Annotated in this window: 11 protein-coding genes; 8 read left to right on the forward strand and 3 right to left on the reverse strand. The window is 69.3% G+C overall.

What is annotated here, in order from left to right; translation table 11 throughout:
- Window positions 1-27: 27 nt before the first annotated feature.
- On the reverse strand, window positions 28-1,020 hold the full coding sequence (locus OG963_RS18230; RefSeq protein WP_093773389.1) for an acetylxylan esterase: 993 nt from the start codon (window positions 1,018-1,020) through the stop codon (window positions 28-30).
- Window positions 1,021-1,253: 233 nt separating this feature from the next.
- Here OG963_RS18230 and OG963_RS18235 point away from each other — a divergent pair, with 233 nt between their 5' ends.
- The 5 genes from OG963_RS18235 (at window position 1,254) to OG963_RS18255 (ending at window position 7,461) form a co-directional block, all read left to right on the forward strand.
- Window positions 1,254-2,495, forward strand: a complete 1,242-nt coding sequence (locus OG963_RS18235) for a sugar ABC transporter substrate-binding protein (RefSeq protein WP_093772845.1) — start codon at window positions 1,254-1,256, stop codon at window positions 2,493-2,495.
- 5 nt (window positions 2,496-2,500) lie between these two features.
- Window positions 2,501-3,493, forward strand: a complete 993-nt coding sequence (locus OG963_RS18240; protein WP_093929455.1) for a carbohydrate ABC transporter permease — start codon at window positions 2,501-2,503, stop codon at window positions 3,491-3,493.
- Window positions 3,490-4,392: a carbohydrate ABC transporter permease gene (locus OG963_RS18245; RefSeq protein ID WP_093772849.1), complete on the forward strand. Its 903-nt coding sequence runs from the start codon at window positions 3,490-3,492 to the stop codon at window positions 4,390-4,392. The genes OG963_RS18240 and OG963_RS18245 overlap by 4 nt, the downstream gene beginning before the upstream one ends.
- Before the next feature lie 81 nt (window positions 4,393-4,473).
- Window positions 4,474-5,676, forward strand: coding sequence for a glycoside hydrolase family 1 protein (locus tag OG963_RS18250; RefSeq protein ID WP_371799242.1), 1,203 nt, complete (start codon window positions 4,474-4,476; stop codon window positions 5,674-5,676).
- 249 nt (window positions 5,677-5,925) lie between these two features.
- Window positions 5,926-7,461 (forward strand): glucoamylase family protein, encoded by a 1,536-nt coding sequence (locus tag OG963_RS18255; protein WP_093772853.1) that lies wholly within the window; start codon window positions 5,926-5,928, stop codon window positions 7,459-7,461.
- Window positions 7,462-7,495: 34 nt separating this feature from the next.
- On the opposite strand, the gene OG963_RS18260 is transcribed toward OG963_RS18255, so the two are convergent.
- A complete protein-coding gene (locus OG963_RS18260) occupies window positions 7,496-8,554 on the reverse strand; it encodes a hypothetical protein (protein ID WP_371126365.1) in 1,059 nt (352 codons plus the stop codon).
- An 83-nt stretch (window positions 8,555-8,637) separates the two neighbouring features.
- Here OG963_RS18260 and OG963_RS18265 point away from each other — a divergent pair, with 83 nt between their 5' ends.
- From OG963_RS18265 to OG963_RS18275, 3 genes are all read left to right on the forward strand, one after another.
- The gene (locus OG963_RS18265) at window positions 8,638-9,117 is read left to right on the forward strand and encodes a hypothetical protein (protein WP_218133083.1); all 480 of its coding nucleotides are present in this window, start codon (window positions 8,638-8,640) and stop codon (window positions 9,115-9,117) included.
- Between the two features lie 87 nt (window positions 9,118-9,204).
- On the forward strand, window positions 9,205-11,334 hold the full coding sequence (locus tag OG963_RS18270) for a TPM domain-containing protein (RefSeq protein WP_371800305.1): 2,130 nt from the start codon (window positions 9,205-9,207) through the stop codon (window positions 11,332-11,334).
- A 78-nt stretch (window positions 11,335-11,412) separates the two neighbouring features.
- A complete protein-coding gene (locus OG963_RS18275) occupies window positions 11,413-12,126 on the forward strand; it encodes a PspA/IM30 family protein (protein ID WP_093772859.1) in 714 nt (237 codons plus the stop codon).
- Between the two features lie 44 nt (window positions 12,127-12,170).
- Here OG963_RS18275 and OG963_RS18280 read toward each other — a convergent pair whose 3' ends face one another.
- A complete protein-coding gene (locus tag OG963_RS18280; RefSeq protein WP_093772861.1) occupies window positions 12,171-14,720 on the reverse strand; it encodes a SpoIIE family protein phosphatase in 2,550 nt (849 codons plus the stop codon).
- Window positions 14,721-14,788 lie beyond the last annotated feature (68 nt).

Genomic DNA, 14,788 nt, shown 5'->3' on the forward strand with positions numbered 1-14,788 from the left:
CGGCCGGCCCGACGCCCCCGACGCCCTCTAGCCCAGATGCGCCCGGAAGAAGCGCTCCCGGTTCCCCCGCAGCCGCGCCGCCTCCCCGGCAAGCCCCTCGTGCTCGAAATGGCCCGCACTCAGCACCTGCAGTTCACGCGGTCCGGCGAGCGCGTTGTGTACGGCGAACTGGCCGGGCGGCGGCACCGAGGGATCGAACAGCGCCGCCGCCACCAGTGTCGGCAGCCTCAGCTGCGCGGCGGCCGTCGCAGCGTCGAAGTACCGCAGCACCTCGGTGACCTGGGGATGCTCCCGGTGATACGCGCGCAACGACTCACCGCTGCCGACGCACCGCAGTGTGAGCCGCAACGGGTGGTTGCCGAACGTGGGCACCGTCAGCTGCGCGGCACCGAACCGGTCGTCCCACGGCAGGGCCAGCGCACCGAGCCCGCCGCCGAAGCTCTCCCCGAGGTAGCCGAGCCGGGGAGCCCCCGGAGCACCCCCGGGAGCCAGCTCCGGAACGAGTTCGTGCAGCGCCGACGCGGCACACCACAGATCTGCCACGCAGTCGCCGATGACGTACGTGTCACGCGACTCGATGCCGTGACGCACGTGCACGTCGGCCACATCGGGGATGCCCGGCCACAGACCGCGACCGCCCATGCCACGCACGCAGGGCAGGATCACGGCGGACCGGGGCAGGGGCAGGGGCAGATCGGCCCCCGGCTCCTGCCGGCCCCCGTACCCGTGGCCGATGACGAACCCGTGCTCCGCGGCGCCCTCCGCGGGCCGGGCGAGCCAGCCGCCGAGCCGGATCCCGCCCACGGAGGTGAACGTCACACCATGGATCCGCAGCCCGTCCCGCTCGTCCTCCAGCGGACCGATCTCCGGCTCCGTGGCAACCTTGCGGGCCTCATCGTGGCGGGCTCGCCAGAAGGCCGCGAAATCATCCGGGGCCGCGGGCGCGGGGACGCTCAGGAGCTCGTCCCGCGTGTACCCGTAGGACGGATCGAACGGGAGATCATGCGCAAACGAAGTCATGATCACGACAATATCGCCCATCCCTGGCTGCGCGGTCCTGCACGAAATCGGTCACATCCTTTCCATATTCCCAAACACACCGTTTACCGTTCCAAAGTTGAACAATCAGATGACGGGCACGTTGCACGAGTGTGACCTAGCACCCCCTTGCGCATCTCCGAATCCGTGTCGCAGAGTGATGTATGCGCTTACAGGCAGCGCATACATCCGGATTGCTCGAGGAGGAGCCCTCCATGTCCCGCACCGCCAGAACCGCTTCGGTCGGTATCGCAGTCGCGCTCGCATTCGGTATCACTGCATGCGGCAGTTCCGGTGCCGACGTCGCCGCGGACAAGAAGCAGACGCTCACCGTCTGGGCCATGGGGGCCGAGGGCGAGAAGCTCGCGGATGTGGCGAAGGTCTACGAGAAGTCGCACCCGAACATCACCGTCAAGGTCACCCCGGTCGGCTGGGACGTCGCCCACCAGAAGCTCGTCTCCGCGGCCGCCGCCGGCACCATGCCGGACGTGGCGCAGATGGGCGGCAGCTACATGGGCGAGTTCTCCGAACTCGGTGTCCTGGAGCCGGTGGACACCAAGACCTTCGACAAGGAGGACTTCTTCCCGTCCGGCTGGAATCAGGGTGAGGTGGACGGCACCGCGTACGGCGTGCCGTGGTACGTCGACACCCGCGTCCTCTACTACCGCACCGACCTGGCCGAGAAGGCCGGCATCGACAAGGCCCCGACCAACTGGAAGGAGATGCAGGACCTCGCCACCGCGTACCAGAAGAAGGCCGGTACCAAGTGGGGCCTGTCCATCCAGCCCAGTGGCCTGGACACGGTGCAGAACTTCTACTCCTTCCTCTACTCGGCCGGCGGCGAGATCGTCGACGACAAGGGCGAAGCCGTCATCGACAGCCCCGAGGCCGTCAAGGCGCTCAAGGAGTACGGCACGTACTTCGACAAGGGCCTCTCCAACAAGTCCGTGGCGCCCGGCTACGACGTGGTGAAGGACTTCGGCAACGGCCGCGTCCCGATGTTCTTCGGCGGCCCCTGGCACGTCACCCTGCTGAACGAGGGCCAGCCGCAGATCAAGGGCAAGTGGGCGGTGGCCAACGTCCCCGCCGACAAGTCCTCCGTCTCCATGGCGGGCGGCTCCTCCCTGGTGGTTTCCAAGGACAGTGAGCACAAGGCCGCTGCCACGGAGTTCATCAAGTACCTGACCGACGCCAAGGGCCAGGCCGACTGGTACAAGCGCACCAAGGACCTGCCCGCCAACACCGCGGCCTGGACCTCCGGAGCCCTCGCTGGCGACGCCGACCTCCAGGTCTTCAAGAAGCAGATGGACACCGCCAAGGCCGCTCCCTCGCTCGCCAAGTGGACCGAGATCACCGACAAGGTCGACCAGGCCATCGCGAAGGTCACCCAGGGCAAGGCTTCCGCCGAGGACGCGCTGAAGACGGCGCAGTCCCAGATCGAAGGCCTCGTGAAGTAGGAGCCATGAGCACCACGACCGGAAAGGCCGCAGAGCCGGCCAAGGTGCAGGCCGGGCCGGGGACCTCCCAGTCCCCGGCCGCCGGGCCCCAGGAGCGCCGGGGTGGCAAGAGGTCGTCGATGGGTGTGCAGAACGCTGCCGGCTGGCTGTTCTCCACTCCCTTCCTCGTCCTCTTCACCGTCTTCATGGCGTTCCCGATCCTCGCCACCCTGCTGATGAGTTTCACCGACTTCGGGCTGCGCAATGTCACGCACCCGCTGGACGTGAATTTCATCGGCTTCGAGAACTACGTCAATCTGTTCGGCGACGAGAAGTTCCTCAAGTCGCTCTTCAACACGGCGTACTTCGTGGTCATCGGCGTCCCCCTGACGATCTTCCTCGGGCTGGTCGTCGCGGTGCTGCTGAACAACGGCATCGACCGGGCCCGGACCTTCTTCCGGGTCGGCTTCTACGCCCCGGTGGTCACCACCATCGTCGCCGTCGCCGTGGTCTGGCGGTTCGTCCTGGACCCGAGCGACGGGCTGATCGCCGGGCTCTTCACCGAAGTGGGACTCACCCCTCCGGACTTCCTCGGCTCCGAGACACTGGCGATGCCGTCGATGATCGCCATGGCGGTATGGCGCAACGTCGGCACGGTCATGGTGCTCTTCATCGCCGGACTGCAGGCCATTCCCACCGAGGTACGGGAAGCCGCGAAGCTCGACGGCGCCGGTGTCTGGCACGAGTTCCGCAGGATCACCGTGCCCCTGCTGCGGCCGACGCTGCTCTACGCCACCGTCATCACCACCATCGGCTACCTCAACGTCTTCGAGGAACCGTTCGTGATGACGCAGGGCGGCCCCTCGGACTCCACCCTCACCGTCTCACTGAACATGTACCGCGAGGGCTTCAACTTCTTCCACATGGGCTACGCGAGCGCCATGGCATATGTCCTCTTCGTAGTGATCATGGGCATCACTGTGCTCCAGCTCCGACTGCTGAAGGACAACACGAAATGAGCGCCACCCGTGCACCCGGCGCCGTCCCGACGGCGCCGTCGACGGAGCCGATCAGGCCCCCGGGAGTGAAGAGGACCCGGAAGCCGAAGCGGCTGCTGATCTACGTCCTGCTCGCGGTCGGTCTGTTGATCATGTCCGCACCGTTCCTCTGGATGGCGCTCTCGGCCTTCAAGACGTCGAGCGAACTGTCGGCCAGCCCACCCGTGTGGATCCCCACCGAGTGGACCCTGGACAACTTCCGGGAGCTGCTCGACAAGCTCGATCTGCCGCTGTACTTCATGAACTCCGTCATCGTGGCGGTGCTGGTCACCGTCTCGAACCTGGTGTTCTGCTCGATGCTCGGCTACGCCCTGGCCAAGCTGAACTTCGTCGGCCGCAACAAGATCTTCGGGCTGGTCCTGGGCGCCCTGATGGTGCCCGGCAACCTGATGCTGCTGCCGCTCTTCGTGCTGATGAGCAGGCTCCAACTGATCGACAGCTACGCGGGACTTGTGCTGCCCTTCGCCGCGGGAGCCTTCGGTGTCTTCCTGATGCGGCAGTTCATGCAGTCGATCCCGGACGAGCTGCTGGAAGCGGCCCGGATGGACGGCGCCGGCGAGTGGTACATCTTCTGGCGGATCGTGATGCCACTGGTGAAGCCCGCCCTCGCAACGCTCTCGATCTTCACCTTCCTCGGTTCCTGGAACAACTTCGTCTGGCCGCTGATCGCGACCAACGACCCGGACAAATACACCCTTCCGGTCGCGCTCGCGACGTTCGCCACGGACCCCAACAAGGCCGGTGGCTCCAACGGCATGCTGATGGCCGGAGCGTTCCTGGTCGTGCTGCCGGTGCTGATCCTGTTCATCGCACTGCAGCGGCACTTCACCCAGGGCATCGCCACGGCGGGCATGAAGTAGCCCGCCCCACCGACTCGTACCAGGCCGCACCCCGTACCCCCGACGGCCGCCCCCCTTCACGCACCAGAAAGACATCTTGCGATGACTCACACCCAGGTCCCGTTCCCCGAAGGCTTCCTGTGGGGTGCCTCCACGGCCGCCCACCAGATCGAGGGCAACAACACCAACAGCGACTGGTGGGTGAAGGAGCACGCCGCGGGCACCCACATCCAGGAGCCCAGCCTGGACGCCTGCGACAGCTACCACCGCTGGCACGAGGACATGGACGTGCTCGCCGGACTGGGCTTCACCGACTACCGGTTCTCCATCGAGTGGGCGCGCATCGAGCCGGCCGAGGGCCGGTTCTCCCGGGCCGAGCTCGCCCACTACCGCCGCATGGTCGAAGGCGCCGTTTCGCGCGGCCTGCGTCCGATGATCACGCTGCACCACTTCACCGTGCCGCAGTGGTTCGAGGCGCGCGGCGGCTGGACCGCCGAAGGTGCCACCGAGCTCTTCGCCCGGTACGTCGCCGCCTGCGCACCGGTGATCGGCCAGGACGTCAGCCACGTCTGCACCATCAACGAGCCCAACATGATCGCCGTGATGGCCGGCCAGGCCAAGCGTGGCGACAACAGCTTCCCGCCGGCGGGTCTGCCGACTCCGGACGACGAGACCACCCAGGCCGTCATCGCCGCCCACCACGCGGCCGTCAAGGAGGTCAGGGCGATCAACGCCGGCATCCAGGTCGGCTGGACCATCGCCAACCAGGTCTACCAGGCCCTGCCCGGCGCCGAGGACGTCACCACCGCGTACCGCCACCCGCGCGAGGACGTCTTCATCGAGGCATCCCGCGGCGACGACTGGATCGGCGTCCAGTCCTACACCCGTACCAAGATCGGAGCCGACGGCCCGATCCCGGCGGCCGACGGCGTCGAGCGCACCCTTACGCAGTGGGAGTACTACCCGTCCGCGGTGGGCTACGCGCTGCGCCACACCGCCGAGGTCGTCGGCGGCGACGTACCGCTGATCGTGACCGAGAACGGCATCGCGACCGATGACGACAGCCGTCGCATCGACTACTACACCGGGGCGCTGAACGAGGTCGCCGCCGCGCTGCAGGACGGCCTCAACATCCAGGGCTACCTGGCGTGGAGCGCTCTCGACAACTACGAGTGGGGCTCCTACAAGCCCACCTTCGGCCTGATCGGCTGGGACCCGGAGACCTTCGAGCGCCTGCCGAAGCCGTCCGCCGTCTGGCTGGGCGAGATGGGCCGCACCCGCACACTGCCGCGCATCGCCGACTGACGGCACCCCACAGACCGGGAGCCACCTGACGGCCCCGTTCAGCACAGGAGCCGACGGAACCTGACGGCCGCCGGTCCCCGTGCTGCTCCGTTCAGCGCGGCCGAAGCCCCACGGCCTCGGCCGCGCCGACGGCCATACCCCACAACGGCGCCACCGCCGCAGCCATACCCGCGGCGGTCTCTCCACTGCCGCGTCGAGCACGCCACGAAATTCCCCCTTCCCCCTTCTGCCACTGGGAGCTGGATCTTCATGGACCGTCGCACATTCATCACCGCCACAGGGACCGGGGCTGCCGCCCTGTCGCTGGGGGCCATATCCGCGTCCTCCGCGAGCGCCGCGCAGTCTGCGGCGTCCCCGGCCACCGTGCCGGCCGCTCGTTCCGTTCGATCCGCGCATGCCGCGCAACCTGTTCATGCCCTTGATACACCGCTGCTGCTGCGCTGGTTCCGGGATACGTATCACTCGATCGAGGCCATGACGACCGACCTCGGTCTGGCCACGGACAAGATCGACGTCAGCAGCTCCGGCGACCCCGTCCAGTCCCGCCAGACGTCGCCCACCAATATCGGCTGCGGCCTCTGGTCGACCGTCGCCGCGGCCGGTCTCGGCGTGATCGGCGAAGCCACGATGCACCGCAGGCTGGAGCGCACCGTCCGGACCGTGGAGAAGCTGGAGCGCCACCACGGCTTCTGGCTCAACTGGTACGACGCGCACGACGGTTCGGTGCTGACCGAGTGGCCCGGCACCGGGGACCCGGTCCGTCCGTTCCTCTCCTCCGTCGACAACGCCTGGCTGATCACCGGCCTGCGCATCGCCGCCGACGCCTCACCCGCACTGCGCCCCCGCGTCGCCAGGATGCTGGCGACCGCCGACTGGTCGTACTACTACACGCCGTACGACCCGGCCGACCCGGTCGCCGGCCCCGGCCAGCTGCGCGGCGGCTTCTGGCCCGACACCGAGGAGCCCACCGGGCACCACTACGGCGCGCTCAACACCGAGCCCCGCATGGCCAGTTATCTGGGCATCGCGGACGGCTCGCTGCCCGCCGACCACTACTGGCACCTGCTGCGCACGATGGTTCCCGAGAACGAGCAGGAACAGCATCCGCAGGGTTCGTACGTCGACATGGACGGTATCCGGGTGTGGCAGGGCCACTACACGCACCGCGGCCGGAAGATCGTGCCCAGCTGGGGCGGCTCGATGTTCGAGGCGCTGATGGTGCCGCTGTTCGTGCCGGAGGCGGAGTGGTCACCGCAGTCCTGGGGTCTCACCCACCAGCGTTACGTCCGCAGCCAGATCGAACACGGTATGGAGGAGGCGGAGTACGGGTACTGGGGCTTCTCCCCCGCCAACATTCCCGAGGGCGGGTACCAGGAGTACGGTGTCGACGCCATCGGCATGCAGGTCGACGGCTATGCCTCCAACACCGATCGCACGTACACCACGGACGGCGCTCCGCTGCCGCCCGCGTCAGCCTTCACCAACGGTGTGGTCACCCCGCATGCGTCGTTCCTCGCCCTGCCGTACGCACCGGGCGAGGCGGTCGCCAACCTACGGGCGCTCGACCGCGACTTCGGGGCCTACCACGAGGGCCTCGGCTTCCGGGACTCCGTCAATGTCCGCACCGGACGGGTCAGTGACTTCATGCTCGCCCTCGACCAGGGCATGATCGCCGCGGCACTGGCCCAGGCGATCCGCCCGGGGCTGCTCCAACGGCCTTTCCGGACGGGCGGTTTCCGGTCGAACGTGCGTCCGCTGCTCGCCAAGGAGCAGTTCTCCATCTGACCCGCGGCGGCGTGAGGCAAAGGCCGTTCCGGGGTCAGTTCCATCCCTCCCGGTACGCCGCCCAGTCGCCGTCCCGCGCCGCGAAGTCGACATAGAGCGCGACTCCGAACCGTTCCCGGCCGCGGTCCGTGCGCGCCAGACCCAGTCTGGTGCCGCGGACCGCGGCCGGAACCGTCTCCGCCGCCTCATGGTGGCCGAGGTCGTCCTCGTGGAAGAAGGGCAGTCCCATCAGGAGATCGGTTCCCGGGGGCGTCACCTCCAGGGCGAGCGCGGTCTGCTCGGCGACGTAACCGCCGTACATGCCCTCCAGCGGCATCCAGGTGTCGTACGACATGACGGCGATCTGGTCGACGCGCCGCGCCACCTGCCCGAAGAACCTCTGCGACCACCACTTGGGACTGCCGCTGAGCGTGCCCACGACACTGTGCGCGGCGGGCAGCGGGTCGATCTGGTGAGCGGCGACGGAGAGCGTGGCCCTGCGGGCCTTCGTAAGGACGTGCAGGTCGTCGAGGAGCGAGAGGTAGTACCGGTCGCCGGAGTGCAGAGGTTCGAGGTCGAAGTGGACACCGTCGAAACCGGCATCGAGGATCTGCCGCGCGGACCCGACCACGGCTGCGCGGGACGCGCCCCGTTCAAGGCGCAGACCGGCGGGTCCCTCCGTGGCGAGCACGTCCCCGAGCCAGGCCTGCACCCGGATGCCGGGCAGGGTGCGATGCACGGCATCGAGCAGCCACCGGGCCTTCGGATAGCCGGTCACGGGCAGTGTGCCGTTGTGTTCCAGAGGTCCTGCATGGACGTACAGGTCCTTGATCCCCGTCCCGCGGATCCGCTCGGCGAACGCGTCCAGGTCCCTGTCGTTCTTGCGTCCGTCGACCCAGGCGTGCCCGAGCCAGATTGCATCACGGCCACGGGTACGGGTGTCGTCGCCCGGGTCTCCGGAGTAGTTGAGCCGCAGGACGACACCCGCGGTGAGCAGCGGAACCACGATCACCAGGACGAGTCCCAGCGCGATCCGCCGCGGCCAGGTACGCCACCACTGACTCCAGCGGAACCGGGCCACCCAGTTCCGCACGGCGCCGGCCTTGCCCTTCATATGCGAACGCACTCCGCTCACCCCCTGATCGTCGGTGTGCCGTGGCAGTATGACCGGCATGATGTCCCACCGCCGAAAGGCCGATGCCGCGTAGGCGGCCCGGCGCGCTGCGCGCCGCCGAGCGAAGGACGCCGGGATGGCTGTCCGAGCCGGGCAGAATCCATCGGCTCTCCCTCGCCACCAGCGCAGCGATCCGTCGCGTGGAGTGTGAGAGCGATCTGTACGAGATCTTCCCGGGAGTCACAGAAGCGGCCCTGGCACGCTGCTGCTCCTTCTTCCGCCTCCCCGGACGCACGCTGTATCCCGGCCTCGCCGACTGCCCCTGCCGCGGCTGCTCGCTGGACGACGTGACCCATGCCCGGGATGTGCTGGGCGACATCCTGGCCGCGCTTGCACCACGGCCGCAGGCCGAGCTGGGGCGCCGCATCGCCCGGATCGATGCGCAGCTGCTGCGCCGGACCCTGCCCGATCCGCGCGCGGCCGGCGATCCGTGGCGGCGCGAGGTGTGGTGGCGGATGCGTCTGTACGACGGGGTCGTCGATCCCCCACGGCGGCTGCCGTAGGACCCACGGCGGCGTCGGCCGCCTCACGGTTCCCCGGGGGGCGCCGGGTCGCGGGTGACTGAGGGTGGACATAGCCTCACAGATGTGATGCAGCTCGTGAGCCGTACCCGGATTCTCATACCGGGCCGGGCCCTCGTCACCCTGCTGGTGGCGGTGTGCTGGCTGGCCCTTGCCGCTGTGCCGGCCGCTCGCGCCGACGCCCCCGTCACGTTGTCCCGGGACGGGCAGATCACCGACAAGGTGGGTGCGCTCGGCGACCGCCGGGGCCAGGTGGTCGCCGCACTCGACCGTCTCTATGCAGACCGGCGCATCCAGCTCTTCGTCGTCTATGTACGGGACTTCTCCGGCCGTTCCGCGCAGAACTGGGCCGATGAGACGGCCGACAAGAACGGTCTGGGTCTCGACGACGTGCTGCTCGCCGTGGCCACGCACGACCGGCGGTACGCGTACACCGTGGACCCGGGCTCCCGCCTCACCGACTCCCAGCTGCGGGACGTGGCGAGCACGGCCATCGAGCCGGCCCTCAAGCAGAACGACTGGGCGGGCGCCGCGATCGGGGCGGCCAAGGGCTACGCCGCCGTGGTGGCCGGGAAACCTGTGCCCACCCCTGCCGTCACACCCGGCATCGACGATCCCGGAACGGGCAGTTCCGGCGGGACGAGCACCGGGGACCTGATCCTTCCCGTGGTCCTGGTCGGCGGGGCGGGAGCGGTCGCCGCCTATGCGTACACCCGCCGGAAACGACGCACCACGACCCGCACCACACCCGGGGCGACCGGCTGGGGACACGGCGCCGCGCCGTCGGGCGGATCCCCCTCGCCGCCGACTCCGCTGCCGGACCTCGATGCCTACGCCAAACAGGCGCTGGTGGAGACGGATGACGCCGTCCGCACCAGCGAGGAGGAACTCGGATTCGCCACCGCGCAGTTCGGGGACGAGGCCGCCGCCCCGTTCACCGAGGCCGTCACGTTCGCGAAAGGCGAGCTGACGGCCGCGTTCCGGTTGCGTCAGCAGCTGGACGATGCATTCCCGGAGGACGATGCGACGCGTCGCCGGATGCTGAACGAGATCATCAACCGCTGCACGGGGGCAAATGCACGTCTCGATGCCGTATCCGAGGACTTCGACCGGCTGCGCGCGCTGGAACGCAACGCTCCACAGGCGCTTGCCACAGCCGAGACCGCGTTCCGTGCGCTCGCGGGCCGGGTCTCGGCGGCCCAGACCTCCCTCACCTCGATGCGCGGGCGGTACGCGGATTCGGCCTCCTCCTCCGTCGCGGGCGACATCGAACAGGCGAAGGACCGACTCGTCTTCACGACCTCCAGCCTCAACCAGGCGAGGCAGGCGGTGGACGGGGGGAACAACGCGGCGGCGGCGGTGTACGTCCGGGCGGCCGAGGGCGCGGTCGACCAGGCGACCACGCTCGTCGACGCCGTGGACCGGCGCGCCCGGGAACTCGCGGAGGCGGCGGCCGAACTGCCGGCCGCGCTCACCGAGACGGAGACCGATCTGGCCGATGCGGGCGGGCTGCTGGAAGGCACCTCGGAGGGGGTGTCGACCGCGGACCTGCGGGGGCGGATCGCCCGCGCACAGTCGGTACTGAGCGATGTGAACAGGGAGCTGCAGGCCGGCCGCTACGACCCGATCGATGCGCTGCGCAGGGTGGAGGAGGCCGATGCCGCGCTGGACGAGGCGCTGGCCGGGGCCCGCGAACGGGAGCAGGGTGACCGTCGGGCCCGGGCCCTGTTCGACCAGGCGATGCTCACCTCGCGCTCGGCGATCGCTGCAGCTGCGGACTACATCACGACGAATCGGGGGGCTGTCGGCAGCCAGGCCCGGACCCGGCTCGCGGAGGCCCAGCGCCGGCTGGAGCAGGCCAGGGAGCTGTCCGGCACGGACGATCCACAGGGTGCGCTGGCCGAGGCTCATCAGGCCGACTCGCTGGCCGGACAGGCGCGGAGCCTGGCCGAAGAGGATGTGCGGGCGTACGGGAACCCGAACGGCCCGGGCGGTGTACAAGGAGGGGGCGGCGGGGTCGGCGGCGCGGTTCTCGGCGGGATCATCCTCGGCGGACTCCTGGGCGGCGGGGGCGGCAGGGGTTACGGAGGAGGGTTCGGCGGCGGATTCGGCGGAGGCGGATTCGGGGGAGGCGGTGGCCCCGGCAGCTTCGGCGGCGGGGGCACTCGCGGCCGACGGGGCGGCGGCGGCCGCTTCTGAACCATCGGCAGAGCATGCACGGGGAGGGAGCCCACGGTCCGTACCGCGTTCGTAGTGTCCATACAAAGGAGAGGTGCCATGACCAAGCAGACCATCCTCGGCCGCGTCACCCAGCTGGCGAAGGCCAATATCAACGCTCTGCTGGATCAGGCGGAGGACCCGCAGAAGATGCTGGACCAGCTGATCCGCGACTACACGGCGAACATCTCCGAGGCCGAGCAGGCGGTGGCGGCGACCATCGGCAATCTGCGGCTGATGGAACAGGACCACCGCGAGGATGTCGACGCGGCCAAGGAGTGGGGCGACAAGGCCCTCGCGGCCAGTCGCAAGGCGGACGAGCTACGAGCCGCCGGATCGGGGGCGGAGGCCGACAAGTTCGACAACCTGGCCAAGGTCGCCCTCGGCCGTCAGCTCCAGTCGGAGAAGGAGGCGAAGACCGCGGAGCCGACCATCGCGTCGCAGACGGTGGTGGTGGACAAGCTCAAGTCCGGCCTGGACCAGATGAAGTCGAAGCTGACGGAGCTGAAGTCCAAGCGGGACGAGCTGGTCGCCCGTGCCAAGTCGGCCCAGGCACAGAATCAGATGATGGACTCCGTCAAGAACATCAATGTTCTCGACCCGACCAGTGAACTCGGCCGGTTCGAGGACAAGGTGCGGCGGGAGGAGGCGAAGGCGATGGGCAAGCAGGAACTCGCCGCGTCCTCCCTGGACGCCCAGTTCGAGCAGCTCGACAGCCTGGGCGACAGCGCGGAGGTCGAGGCCAGGCTCGCCGCCCTGAAAACCTCCTCATGACCACCGCACCGGAGCGCTCACCGCACTCGCACCACGTCCGGGTGTCAGAACATGCTCAACAGTTGCTCGACCGTGCGCTCGGCGGCCGGCTGCCCGTCGGGCAGCGGCAGTTCGAACCAGACGGTCTTGCCGCGCGGTGTCCGCCTCGAACCCCAAGCCGCGCTCAACAGCCCCACCAGCTGCAGCCCGCGCCCGCCCTCGTCCGTGTCGCGCGCCCGGCGTCGCCGTGGCTGGACGAGACCCGCATCCCATACCTCGCACACGAGCGTACGGTCACGCAGCAGCCTGAGCCGGATCTCGCCCTCGCCGTACCGCAGGGCGTTGGTCACCAGCTCGCTGACGAGGAGTTCGGTGGTGTCCACCAGATCGTCGAGGTCCCAGGCGATCAGTTGGCTGCGGGCCAGTTCGCGGGCGCGACCGACGGACCGGGGTTCGCGCGGCAGCCGCCAGTCGCCGACCGCGTCGGCCGGCAGACCCTGGATGCGGGCCATCAGCAGGGCGATGTCGTCCTCGCCGTGCCGGGTGTCGAGGGTGCTCAGGACGTGGTCACAGACGTCCTCCAGGGGGAGCGCGGGTTCCACGAGGGCGTTGCGCAGAGCCTGCAGCCCTTCGTCGAGCGGATGGTCACGGGATTCGACGAGTCCATCGGTGTAGAGGGCGAGGAGGGCGCCCTCCTTGAGTTCGACCTCGACCTCCTCGAAGGGTTCGCCGCCGACGCCGAGCGGCATCCCGGGCGGGACGTCGAGCAGCAGCGCCGGTTCGCCCGGCTCGACCACAACAGGGGGGAGGTGACCGGCGTTGGCGAAGGTGCATCGCCGGGTGACCGAGTCGTAGACGGCATAGACGCATGTCGCGAGGTAGACCTCGGACAGGTCGGCGTCGCGGGACTTGTGGGAGGCCCTCGAGGGCCACTGGGCGCCACCGCCGACGCCGTCGGAGGCGGTGCTGCCACCGGGGGTGCCTAGGCCACGGGCGACCTCGTCGAGCGCGGAGAGCACTTCGGCGGGTTCCAGGTCGAGGAGGGCCAGGGTCCTTACGGCGGTGCGCAGTTCACCCATGGCGACGGCGGCCCGCAGCCCGCGGCCCATGACGTCACCGACGACCAGGGCGGTGCGATGCCCGGGGAGTTCGATCACGTCGAACCAGTCGCCACCCACCTCGGTCGCCGCATTGCCCGGCAGATAGCGGCAGGCGATGTCGAGGCCCGCGGCCTCGGGGTCGCCGGGTGGCAGCAGGCTGCGCTGGAGTATGAGTGCGCGTTCGTGCTCGCGCCGGTAGAGGCGGGCGTTGTCTATACAGACGGCGGCGCGGGCGGCCAGCTCGGTGGCAAGGGCACGGTCGCGCTCGCCGAAGGGTTCGCTGCCCTTCGTACGGGAGAACTGGACGAGGCCGACGACGGTGTCATGGGCGACCATCGGCACGGCGAGGGTGGACTGGACCAAACCGCGGTCGTCTCCGGGGACGTTCTTGACCCGGCCGGTACGCAGAGCCTTGGCGCAGGGGGAGTTGAAGGGGTAGCGGTGGACTGCGCCCAGTGCCGGCGGGTCGGTGTCCCCGTCGGTCGCGGTGCTGTCCGGAACGGCGTCCGACACGGCGCTGGCGAAGCCGACGCGGCGCAGTTCGGCGGAGCCGCCGACGGGCTCCTGGCGGAGCGAGCCCCACCTGCCGGGCGGTGCCTCGTCGCCGGTGAGCAGCCCCTGGTAGAGGTCGACGGAGGCGAGGTCGCAGAAGCCGGGTACGGCCACGTCGAGAAGTTCGCGGGCGGTGGTCTCCAGGTCGAGGGAGTTGCCGATGCGGGCACTGGCCTCGTTGAGGAGGGCGAGGTTACGGCGGGCGCTGGCAGCCTCGCGGGCAGCGATATGGCGGCGGGTGACATCGGTGGCCAGCCCGGCGACACCGACGGGCCGGCCTGCTCCGCTGTGCACGCGGTAGAGGTTCATCGACCAGTGGCGGCTCTCCTCGTCACCGGGTGCGGTGCCGACAAGCTGGAGATCGGTGACGGAGTCTCCGGTCTCCAGGACCCGCTTGAGGGTGGCGGTCAGGCGCTCGGCCTCGGGGCGGGCCAGATAGTCGTCGACCGTGCGGCCGCGGTGGTCGTCGGCCTGGCCGCCGAAGACGGTGGCGAAGCGCTGGTTGGCTCGTACGACCGTGAAGTCCGTGCCGAACAACACGAAACCGAAGGGAGATTGGCCGAAAATGGCCTGCGAAGCCGCCAGGTCCGTCTCGATACGACGCAGGGCGCGGACATCCACGACGATGCAGAGCGCGGCCCGTTCTCCGCTCCCCGTCTCACTGGGCATCACATAGAGCTCGGCGAGGCCGTGAACGGCGTTGTCGCCCGGCATGCGGAAGGGGACGAGGCCCGTCCACTCCTTGCCGTCGAGTATCTCGCCGACCCGGCGATGGCCGTCGGTGCGCAGCTCGGAGGGCATGAAGGCCTCGACCGGATCCCTGCCCACCGCTTCGTCTGCGGCAATGCCGAAGAGACCGGCGGCCCGGCGGCTCCACTGCTCGATCAGCCCGTCGGGGCCGATCGAGAAGGAGGCGACCCTGATGTAGTCATAGATCGAGCCAGGCGGGCTGCTCTGCCACACGACATTGCCCGCTGTCCCAGGTATTTCGCTCACGCGACCGTCCCCTCCAGCTCACACACCGGACCGGT

Origin of the sequence: Streptomyces sp. NBC_01707 (genome assembly GCF_041438805.1) — a bacterium.
In the GTDB taxonomy this organism is placed as follows: Bacteria; Actinomycetota; Actinomycetes; order Streptomycetales; family Streptomycetaceae; genus Streptomyces.

Bases quoted from the DNA above. Each gene is read 5' to 3' on its own strand.
- OG963_RS18230 (WP_093773389.1), bottom strand. From the start codon at position 1,020: ATGACTTCGTTTGCGCATGATCTCCCGTTCGATCCGTCCTACGGGTAC.
- OG963_RS18235 (WP_093772845.1), top strand. From the start codon at position 1,254: ATGTCCCGCACCGCCAGAACCGCTTCGGTCGGTATCGCAGTCGCGCTC.
- OG963_RS18240 (WP_093929455.1), top strand. From the start codon at position 2,501: ATGAGCACCACGACCGGAAAGGCCGCAGAGCCGGCCAAGGTGCAGGCC.
- OG963_RS18245 (WP_093772849.1), top strand. From the start codon at position 3,490: ATGAGCGCCACCCGTGCACCCGGCGCCGTCCCGACGGCGCCGTCGACG.
- OG963_RS18250 (WP_371799242.1), top strand. From the start codon at position 4,474: ATGACTCACACCCAGGTCCCGTTCCCCGAAGGCTTCCTGTGGGGTGCC.
- OG963_RS18255 (WP_093772853.1), top strand. From the start codon at position 5,926: ATGGACCGTCGCACATTCATCACCGCCACAGGGACCGGGGCTGCCGCC.
- OG963_RS18260 (WP_371126365.1), bottom strand. From the start codon at position 8,554: ATGAAGGGCAAGGCCGGCGCCGTGCGGAACTGGGTGGCCCGGTTCCGC.
- OG963_RS18265 (WP_218133083.1), top strand. From the start codon at position 8,638: ATGCCGCGTAGGCGGCCCGGCGCGCTGCGCGCCGCCGAGCGAAGGACG.
- OG963_RS18270 (WP_371800305.1), top strand. From the start codon at position 9,205: ATGCAGCTCGTGAGCCGTACCCGGATTCTCATACCGGGCCGGGCCCTC.
- OG963_RS18275 (WP_093772859.1), top strand. From the start codon at position 11,413: ATGACCAAGCAGACCATCCTCGGCCGCGTCACCCAGCTGGCGAAGGCC.